Raw genomic sequence first — 8,931 nt, 5'->3', positions numbered from 1 at the left:
AGGGAGCAAGCTCCCATCTGTCCGCTCGACTTGCATGTATTAGGCACGCCGCCAGCGTTCGTCCTGAGCCAGGATCAAACTCTCCGATAAATGGATCACAGACTAAGTTCACTGCATCCTGCAGTAACGTCTGTGTGATCCGCATCGTGCAGACCTTAGTTTGACTGACTACGCACATCGCTGTGCGATTTATTTAAAACTTTGAATTAACAGGTACGTTTTGTCTTGTTTAGTTTTCAAAGATCATTACCGCTTGTCGAAGCAGCTTTATCATCTTACCACTCAGCTTCTTTTATGTCAACAACTTTTTTCAAGTTGTTTCCGAAGCTTTTCGTTGTTGTCTGCTGTTCATCAGCGACGTTTAATAATATAACACCCTTTTGAAAATATGACAATAGTTTTTTTAAAAAATCATTAATTATTTTCTTTCATGCCTTATTTCAGTTTCTCTTCTATAGAAAGATAAGCTGTCTTGTGGTTTGGCCTATTTTCTTGTATAGTAAGATTGAACTAAATACTTGATGACCACAAGGGGAGCATTAAAGCTGAGAGTGAACGTTTTGTTCTGACCCTTTGAACCTGTTAGTTAACGCTGGCGTAGGGATGTGGCAAAGCCAAATGATTTGCAGTTTATGTAAGCAGCGCGCGGACCTTTTCCCATCCTTCCCCGCGCTGCTTTTTTGTTTATCCTTGATACGGTTGTCTGACCAGGGGGAAAACTATGAATCATTCAACACAGCTTGTGCGCTTAATTGAAATAGCGATTATGACCGGGGCGGCTGTCATTCTGGACATTGTCTCAGGTATGTTTCTCCGGATGCCCCAAGGCGGTTCGGTCTCTATTATGATGATTCCGATTTTTTTGATTTCATTCCGCTGGGGAGTGAAAGCCGGGCTTACGACAGGCTTTTTGACAGGGATTGTCCAGATCGCCATCGGCAATTTGTTTTTGCAGCACCCGGTGCAGCTATTTCTTGATTACATCGCGGCATTTGCAGTCCTCGGTTTCAGCGGCTTGTTTGCTTCCGGTGTACGGGAATCGGCATTGAATAAAAAAAGAGGCGCTTTAACGATGTATGTTATAGGCGGTGTTTTCATCGGCAGTGTGCTGCGCTATGCGGCACATGTAGTCTCCGGAGCTGTCTTTTTCGGAAGCTATGCTCCGAAGGGTACGCCGGTCTGGATTTATTCGTCCGTCTATAACGCGACTTATATGATTCCTTCTTTTATCCTTTCGGCCATTGTCCTTATCTTATTATTCATGACTGCGCCGCGGCTTCTTGAAGCTAAGCGGACGAACTGAAACAGCAGGCGGTTTACGCCTGCTGTTTTTTTATTCCGGGCTGTGCCGTTCGTTTGAATCACTCAGTTCTTTTGTAAGTTCATTTATGCTTTGTTTTATGTTTCCTTTGCCTGAAAAATTCTCAATCAGCTCTTTTACATTGATTCCGGAAGATGCTTTTAAGCTTTCCTGGAGACCGGCCATTAAATTGGTTGCGTAGCCTGTGACTTTATTGGCTCCGCCGTTTTCACCGCTTCCTCCCGTATCCACGACGGTAATTTTATCAATGTTTGAAAGAGGCGCTGAGACTTGTTTTGCGTATTCAGGCAGCATTTTCACAATCATATCAAGGATTGCAGCCTGCCCGTATTTTTCGAATGCGTCGGCGATTTTTTCTTTAGCTTCCGCTTCTGCGAGACCTTTCAGGCGGATGACTTCCGCTTCGGTTTCTCCTCTCGCCTTTTCAGCCTCCGCTTTAGCAAGACCGTCAATTCTCACGCGTTCCGCTTCCGCCTTGGCCATCGCTTCGATGCTGTACTGCTCGGCATCCGCTTCGGCGAGCTGCTTCGCTTTTGCGGCCGCGGCCGCTTGTTCCACCGAGTAACGGTCAGCATCGGCTTTTTTCTTCACTTCAGAGTCATATTGGCGCTCACGGCGCAGAATTTCTTTTTCCTCCAATTCAATCTGCTTTTGCCGCTCAATAATTTTAATTTGCATTTCCTGCTCTGTCACCTGCTGGCGCGCTTTTGCGGTTTCAAGATCATATGCCTGGTCGGCATTGGCTTTTGCTGTATCCTGCTCTCTTCTGTATTCCGCCATTTTCAGCTGATTGATTTTTTCCGCTTCAGCTATTTCCGTCGCCCGCTCCAGCTCTGATTTTTTTGCGTCTTTATCAGCGGCCGCGCGTTTAATCCTCGTCTCTTTATCCGCTTCTGCCGTGGCAATGTCCGCATCCCGCTTGACTTGGGCGATTCTCGGCTTACCTAATGATTCAAGATAGCCGTTTTTATCCCGGACGTCTTTAATCGTAAAAGAAACGATCATCAGCCCCATTTTAGCAAGATCCTGAGACGCGACCCGCTGGACTTCCTGAGAAAACTTTTCCCTGTTTTTATAAATCTCTTCAACGGTCATGGAGCCGAGGATGGAGCGCAGATGGCCTTCCAGCACCTCCCGCGCCTCCTGCTCACGGTCGTCCTTGGATTTCCCCAAAAATTGTTCAGCTGCTGTGGCGATTTCACCGATGGAGCCTCCGATTTTAATAATGGCGGTTCCGTCGGCCATTACCGGCACGCCTTGCTCTGTATAGACTTCAGGTGTAGAGACATCAAGTTTGCTTGACAGTAAACTGAGAGGTTCTGCCTGCTGGAATACCGGGAGCACAAACGTTCCCCCGCCCCGGACGATTTTCAGACGATTTCCGCCTTCATCAATGTGGACGTTCTTATTTCCCAAATAACTTCCGGTCACGATAAGGGCTTCATCCGGCCCCGCTGTCCGGTACTTCGTAATAAATACAGCAATAAGTGCGATGAGTAAAAAGAATACGATTCCGATAACAATGATAATCGGCATAGTCATAACAGTTCCCCCTTAGATATCAGATTGGTTCATGCGGCGTCACAAAAAGCACTCCGTCTTTCACGTCAATCACTAATACGGCCGTTCCGTACTTGATCTGTTCTTGATCAAAGCTGACGGCTGATTTAGAAATGGCGCCCCCTATTCCCTCTATGATCACTTCCCCATAGCCGTCTTTCGGGACGGAAGTAATGACCCTGCCGACTCTGCCCTTTAAATCTGTCTCCCGATATACGAGCGATTCTTCCGCTGATGAAAGCGGGACAAGGACGAAGAAGTGAAGCAGGCTGACCAAAAGAACCGAAAGAACAAATGAAATTAACGCAATGACAGGACTTGATAGCGGAGCGGCGATTTCGCCGATATAACCTGAGGCTGAAAAGATTGTTAAAAAAGACAGAATCAATGCAGGGTTTAAAAATGAAACTGGAATGGCTTCCGAGAGGCCGTGAAACACATCTTGAAAAAACAGAATCAAAAGCGTGAGACTTCCCGAAATAATCAATGTGTAAAGATAGACCGTTTCAAGCGGCAGATGAAATATGTCCACATTCTATCCTCCTTTCGGCTGAGGTGTCGGAGTGTTACTTTATATACGGATGGAAAGGTAAATGGTTTCAATTTTCTGATAAGGAAGGCTGATTACATGATTATCCAATCCGGATATGATATGTTTACTCTAAAGGAGGAGATAGGATGAGCATTTTTAATGAAGCCAGACAGCAGACCTGGGAAGTACTGAAAGGACTCTCTGATGAGGAATTCAACCGAAAGCCCGCGGCTGATGAGTGGAGCGTGCGGGAAGTCCTTGACCATTTAAAGAAAATTGACGAAACAGCGCAGACCCTTTTATCAAAGCAGGCAAAAGACGCACCGTTTAAAAAAATCGAAGACAAACCGATGGAGTTTATAGAGGACAGATCAAATAAACGGCCGGCGCCGTCACACCTCGAACCTGAGCAAAACCGAATATCAGTCATTGAGGCAAAACAAGAATTAGATACGGCAAGACAGCAGCTGACCGCAGTTATTTCATCATTAAACGAGGAAGACTTTGAACGTGTGCTTCCGCATCCTGTTTTTCAAGAACTGACGATCCGCCAGTGGATTGATTTTATCGGCCATCATGAAAAGCGTCACATCAATCAAATAGAAGAAATCAAACAAAAAATCGAGAAGGTCTGACTCAGACCTTCTCGATTTTTTTCTTGGCGCGTTTCGGTTCATAAGAATGGATGGTGACCGCATCGCCCGTGCATATATCACCCGGGCGTTCAACAATACAGACAATTCCTCTTCTGCCCATCGCGTGCCTCACAAACGCCGCGGCGAGTTTTGGCTGATCCGGATAAAAGGATTGAATGACTTCTCCCGGCTGAATGCACGGATCATTTTCTCCTTCGCACAACAGAGACGCGCCGCTTGGAAATATCAATCTGCTTCCTTCTTTAAGCGGCGTCAGCGCAGAAAAACCGCTGATTGCAATGTTAGCGCCGAGCCATTCGGGAAAGATATGAGAAATCCCCATCTTCTCCGCAATGTCATCACATTCCTCCATGGACACGATTGAAATTTGTCTCCGGTTAAAAATTTCCGTTCCTCTTTCATACATCGGCTCACGCGCGCCGGCCTTTTTTGTCAGTCCGAAATGCAGGTCACCGGGAAACCCGCCGTATTCCGCGCGAAGCTTGTCCATCTTTTTAGTAACAAATTGTTCGGTATCCGCTATATATACGCCTTCCGACTTTGCTGTTATGCGTTTCCACATCAGCCACCACCGCCTTTTTCTTGACATTATCCTTAAAAAACCCCGCTCTGTAAAGGAGCGGGGTTCATTTATTATACCGTTTTCGGCGTTAAGTCAAAGCAACGTTTGTAAATCCAGTTGTATGCTTTCTCATTCAAATCTCTTGGATTTCCGAATGTTTGCGGATCTTTCATGGCTTCTTTTGATAACCGTTCAATCATGTCCGGAGACACACCTTGTTCTTCTAAACTCGGCACCTCTAAATCTTTTACAAGATCATACATCCAGTTGACGGACGCTTTTGCCGCTTCTTCAGTTGTCATGTTGCTTGTATCGATTCCGAATGCTTTGGCGATGCGGGCGAATTTTTCCGGATAGCCTTTCCAGTTGTATTCCATTACCGGTCCCATCATAGCTGCGACGCATTGTCCGTGAGCGACAGGGATGATGCCGCCGAGCGTCTGGCTCATCGCATGCGCCGCGCCTGCTGATTCACTGCCGTATGAAAGGCCGGCAAGCATCGCCGCCTGCGCCATGCCGTATCTTGCTTCCAAATCCTCTCCGTCCGCAAACGCGCGCTTAATATAATGCGCCGCATATTCAATGGCCATTAAAGCGACGGCATCAGTGATCGGCTGCGCGAATTTCATCGTATAGCACTCGATGGCGTGCGCAAGTGCATCAATACCTGTCATGGCCGTCACATGCGGAGGCATGGACGTGTGCAGCTCAGGGTCAATGACCGTTAAATGCGCGGCGATAAGCGGTCCGCCCGTATTGAATTTAAATTCTCTTTCCTCATCTGTAATGACCGCCCATTGTGTGACCTCTGAACCTGTTCCCGCAGTCGTGGGGATCGTTGTCAGCGGAGGAATACGGTTTTCCAGCGGCTTTTTCCCTTCCGCGGCTTCATAATCAAGCACGCTTCCTTCGTGTGTCGCTTCTACCCCGATCGCTTTCGCCGTATCCATGGAGCTTCCGCCGCCGACAGCCACAAGACCGTTGCAGTTTTCTTTTTTATACAGTTCTGATCCTTCGTTCACAAGACGTACAGGCGGGTTCGGCTCCACTTTGTTAAACAGGACGACTTCGATGCCCGCTTCCTGCAAAGATTCAATGACCGGGTTTGCCACTCCCGCGTTATAAATTCCCGGGTCTGTTACGAGCAGCGCTTTTGTGACGCCAAGCGCTCTGACTTCACTTCCCGCGTGCTGAATCGCGCCGATTCCGTGTTTAATGACTGTCGGTATTTCGAATGTATGGAATTTATGCATGCTTTCTACTTTCATATTTAATGTCATATTTATCTCCTCCTAATTATGCTTGAAACCAGTTCACAGCCGCAGGTTTCGTGTTGCGGTAAATATGTTTGATTTCCGTGTATTCTTCCAGGCCGATTTTACCGAGCTCACGGCCGAAGCCCGATTGTTTGTACCCGCCCCATGGCGCTTGCGCGAAATACGGGTGGAAATCATTGATCCATACCGTTCCCATCCGCAGTTTGGCGGCTACGCGTTCGCATTTTTCAATATCCTTTGACCATACCGCTCCGGCCAGCCCGTAAATGGTATCGTTGGCAAGTCTGATCACTTCTTCTTCAGAAGAAAATGACTCAACTGTTAAAACGGGGCCGAAGATCTCCTCTTGGACTATCCGCATATCAGACTTGCAGTTTGAGAAAATAGTAGGTTCATAGAAGAAACCGTTTTGAAGGGCGGGATCATCAGGACGTTTGCCGCCTGTTTCCAGTTTTGCCCCTTCTTCGATACCGATTTCTACGTATTTTTCGACTTTGGCCCGATGCTCGGCGGAAATCAGCGGACCGCTTTCCGTATCTTCATGAAAACCGTTTCCTAATTTGATGCGTTTCGTGCGCTTGATCAGCTCGGCTAAAAATTCATCATGAATGGCTTCGTCCACCAAAAGACGGGACCCTGCCGAACAAACTTGGCCGGCATGGAAAAACACGGCGTTCAGCGCTTGATCTGCAGCTGTTTCGAGATCTGCATCTTGAAATACGATATTCGGATTCTTGCCGCCAAGCTCCAGGGCAATCTTTTTCACGTTGCCGCTTGCCGCCTGCATGATTTTTTTGCCTGTTTCAATTCCGCCCGTAAAAGAGACCAAATCGACGTCAAGGTTTCTCGCCAGCTCGTCGCCGACAGAAGCGCCCGGCCCCAGCACGAGATTGGCGGCCCCTTTCGGAATACCGGCTTCTTCTATTAATTGAAAGACTTTAATGGTTGTCAGCGGAGTAATCTCGCTCGGCTTTAAAACGATCGTGTTTCCGGCCGCAAGAGCGGGAGCGATTTTCCAGCTCGCCTGAAGGAGCGGATAGTTCCACGGCGTAATTTGTCCGCATACGCCAATCGGCTCTCTGACGATTTTACTTACTGAATCGGGAATCGGAGATGAAATGACTTCGCCTCCGTCTTTATCCGCCAAACCGGCATAATATTGAAATACATTTGCGATATCATCCATATCGGCTTTACTTTCTTCAATCGTTTTTCCTGTATCAAGCGATTCCAGCTCAGCTAATTCGTTCAGATCGCGTCTGATTAATTCCGCAATTTTCAGAACAAATTGTCCGCGCTCGAGCCCGGAAAGCACCGGCCACTCCCCTTCATCAAATGCTTTTCTGGCTGCGGCGATGGCTTTCACCGCATCATCCCGGTCTCCTTCGCATACCGTTGCAATTTCTTCTTGATTAAATGGATTAATGATGCGGCGGGTCTGTTTTTTTTCTGCACTGATCCATTCGCCGCCGATATAAAGCGTTTTGCTCATAAGAGTCCTCCTTACCGAGAAGTAAGTTTGTTAAATAAAAATTTAATGTTTTTAACAATGTTAATTTAACACATGTTTTTTTGCCTGTCAAAACCCGGTCAGTCCGTTTAGATTTTGACATTTTGTCATGATTCGTTAAGATTAAGAACATAAAGAAATGACTTAACAAATTTAAACTTCAAGAGGAAAAGAGGGACAGTATGGATGAGAATCCAGAATTCACAGCTATAGAACAAGCCAGGGATCTTGTCATTGATTCCATTGCAGAGACGATGGATCTTTACGGAATCACCCGGAGTGTCGGGATTTTATACGGAACAATGTATATGAGGGATGAAATGACGCTTGACGAAATGCGTGAGGAGCTGCAGATGAGCAAACCGAGTATGAGCACAGGCGTCAAAAAGCTGCAGGATTTAAATGTGGTCAAAAAAACCTTTCACCGCGGCACACGGAAGCATACGTTTGTAGCGGAAAAGGATTTCTTTACGTTTTTCACGAATTTCTTTCCGCCGAAATGGGACCGTGAAGTTCAGGTGAATTTGTCCGCCATCGTACAGGCCCAGGCGGATTTGCAGTCCGTTTTGCTGGCCGAGGAAGGCAGCGCGGAATTACAGGAAGAAGCGCGGCAGTTATATGATCAGCTTGAAAGCTCGAAAGCTTATTATCATTGGCTGAAGCGGCTCGCCGACTCGGTTCAGAGCGGGGAGATTTTTAAATTTATTCCGATAGAAACAGACGAAAAAAACGCCTGATTTTGATTCAGGCGTTTTTTGTCGTGATTTGATTATTTTTGAGAAAATATAGGAACATAACCCCATTTACTTCCATTAAAATTGATGGTAAATTTTTATAGGTATGGTCGTTCTTTTTTAAGAACAATCAGCAAATTTTTTTTAGGGGGATTTATGAAAATGAAACAGAAATTTTTCTCAACTGTCATGGCAAGTTTATTCGGCCTGGTTTTGCTTCTTTCTCTGCCGACAGCGTCATTCGCCGCTGAGTCAGGCTCAACCGTTCACGAGCCGGAAATGTCCGCGAAAGCGACTGCTACCTTATTTGCAAAATATACAGGTGCCAGCCAGCAGGAATGGTCATTTTCTGATATCGAATTGACGTACCGTCCGAACACGATCCTGAGCTTAGGCGTTATGGAATTTACCCTTCCTAGCGGATTTGCGGCTACAACAAAAGATACAGTCAACGGACACGCTTTGCGTGAAAGACAGATTCTGAATAACGGCAAAACAGTCAGACTTCCGTTAAACATTGATTTGCTCGGCGCAGCGGAATTTAAGCTTTCTCTTAATAATAAAACATTGCCTGCTGCAGGTACATATAAGTTCCGTGCAGAAAATAAATCATTAAGCATCGGCTCTAAATTCTATGCTGAGGACACAATTGTTGTTCAAAAACGCAGCACACCGCCGACACAGCCTTGCAACTGCAAATAATTGCGAAAAACGGACCGGCACAAGCTCATCGCTTGTCAGCCGGTCTTTTTTTGTGCTGTTTTCTTTCTTCCGGCCCT

The 8,931-nt window shown here is 46.5% G+C and carries 9 protein-coding genes, 1 rRNA gene and 1 riboswitch; of the genes, 4 read left to right on the top strand and 6 right to left on the bottom strand.

What is annotated here, in order from left to right; translation table 11 throughout:
- A 16S ribosomal RNA gene (locus tag ACWJJ4_RS05095) occupies nucleotides 1-90 on the bottom strand; the annotation flags it as partial.
- Between the two features lie 430 nt (nucleotides 91-520).
- Nucleotides 521-621: riboswitch (TPP riboswitch) on the top strand.
- A 100-nt stretch (nucleotides 622-721) separates the two neighbouring features.
- On the opposite strand from ACWJJ4_RS05095, the gene thiT reads away from it, so the two are divergent.
- Entirely contained in the window at nucleotides 722-1,303 is a 582-nt protein-coding gene (gene thiT, locus ACWJJ4_RS05090) for an energy-coupled thiamine transporter ThiT (protein WP_007410163.1), read from the top strand.
- A gap of 30 nt (nucleotides 1,304-1,333) precedes the next feature.
- Here thiT and ACWJJ4_RS05085 read toward each other — a convergent pair whose 3' ends face one another.
- The gene (locus ACWJJ4_RS05085) at nucleotides 1,334-2,863 is read right to left on the bottom strand and encodes a flotillin family protein (RefSeq protein ID WP_024085720.1); all 1,530 of its coding nucleotides are present in this window, start codon (nucleotides 2,861-2,863) and stop codon (nucleotides 1,334-1,336) included.
- Nucleotides 2,864-2,882: 19 nt separating this feature from the next.
- Entirely contained in the window at nucleotides 2,883-3,413 is a 531-nt protein-coding gene (locus ACWJJ4_RS05080; RefSeq protein ID WP_326358903.1) for an NfeD family protein, read from the bottom strand.
- Nucleotides 3,414-3,559: 146 nt separating this feature from the next.
- On the opposite strand from ACWJJ4_RS05080, the gene ACWJJ4_RS05075 reads away from it, so the two are divergent.
- Nucleotides 3,560-4,048: a DinB family protein gene (locus ACWJJ4_RS05075; protein ID WP_070082256.1), complete on the top strand. Its 489-nt coding sequence runs from the start codon at nucleotides 3,560-3,562 to the stop codon at nucleotides 4,046-4,048.
- Between the two features lies 1 nt (nucleotide 4,049).
- Here ACWJJ4_RS05075 and ACWJJ4_RS05070 read toward each other — a convergent pair whose 3' ends face one another.
- The 3 genes from ACWJJ4_RS05070 to betB all read right to left on the bottom strand — a co-directional run bounded on the left by ACWJJ4_RS05070 (nucleotide 4,050) and on the right by betB (nucleotide 7,400).
- Nucleotides 4,050-4,631, bottom strand: a complete 582-nt coding sequence (locus ACWJJ4_RS05070) for an MOSC domain-containing protein (protein ID WP_103526677.1) — start codon at nucleotides 4,629-4,631, stop codon at nucleotides 4,050-4,052.
- A 71-nt stretch (nucleotides 4,632-4,702) separates the two neighbouring features.
- Nucleotides 4,703-5,911: a choline dehydrogenase gene (gene gbsB, locus ACWJJ4_RS05065; protein ID WP_003152181.1), complete on the bottom strand. Its 1,209-nt coding sequence runs from the start codon at nucleotides 5,909-5,911 to the stop codon at nucleotides 4,703-4,705.
- A 16-nt stretch (nucleotides 5,912-5,927) separates the two neighbouring features.
- Complete coding sequence (gene betB / locus ACWJJ4_RS05060; RefSeq protein ID WP_003152180.1) at nucleotides 5,928-7,400, bottom strand: betaine-aldehyde dehydrogenase; 1,473 nt, start codon at nucleotides 7,398-7,400, stop codon at nucleotides 5,928-5,930.
- A 200-nt stretch (nucleotides 7,401-7,600) separates the two neighbouring features.
- On the opposite strand from betB, the gene cudC reads away from it, so the two are divergent.
- Together cudC and bslA are read left to right on the top strand one after the other, a co-directional pair.
- The gene (gene cudC / locus ACWJJ4_RS05055; protein WP_071392220.1) at nucleotides 7,601-8,155 is read left to right on the top strand and encodes a choline uptake/conversion transcriptional regulator CudC; all 555 of its coding nucleotides are present in this window, start codon (nucleotides 7,601-7,603) and stop codon (nucleotides 8,153-8,155) included.
- A 159-nt stretch (nucleotides 8,156-8,314) separates the two neighbouring features.
- A complete protein-coding gene (gene bslA, locus ACWJJ4_RS05050; protein ID WP_070082729.1) occupies nucleotides 8,315-8,854 on the top strand; it encodes a biofilm surface layer hydrophobin BslA in 540 nt (179 codons plus the stop codon).
- The last annotated feature ends 77 nt before the right edge of the window (nucleotides 8,855-8,931 follow it).

This window comes from Bacillus sp. JK62, assembly GCF_053663455.1.
Note: the sequence above shows the minus strand (reverse complement) of the source record. Positions and strands in the feature narration are given on the sequence as shown.

Bases quoted from the DNA above. Each gene is read 5' to 3' on its own strand.
- thiT (WP_007410163.1), top strand. From the start codon at position 722: ATGAATCATTCAACACAGCTTGTGCGCTTAATTGAAATAGCGATTATG.
- ACWJJ4_RS05085 (WP_024085720.1), bottom strand. From the start codon at position 2,863: ATGACTATGCCGATTATCATTGTTATCGGAATCGTATTCTTTTTACTC.
- ACWJJ4_RS05075 (WP_070082256.1), top strand. From the start codon at position 3,560: ATGAGCATTTTTAATGAAGCCAGACAGCAGACCTGGGAAGTACTGAAA.
- ACWJJ4_RS05070 (WP_103526677.1), bottom strand. From the start codon at position 4,631: ATGTGGAAACGCATAACAGCAAAGTCGGAAGGCGTATATATAGCGGAT.
- gbsB (WP_003152181.1), bottom strand. From the start codon at position 5,911: ATGACATTAAATATGAAAGTAGAAAGCATGCATAAATTCCATACATTC.
- betB (WP_003152180.1), bottom strand. From the start codon at position 7,400: ATGAGCAAAACGCTTTATATCGGCGGCGAATGGATCAGTGCAGAAAAA.
- cudC (WP_071392220.1), top strand. From the start codon at position 7,601: ATGGATGAGAATCCAGAATTCACAGCTATAGAACAAGCCAGGGATCTT.
- bslA (WP_070082729.1), top strand. From the start codon at position 8,315: ATGAAACAGAAATTTTTCTCAACTGTCATGGCAAGTTTATTCGGCCTG.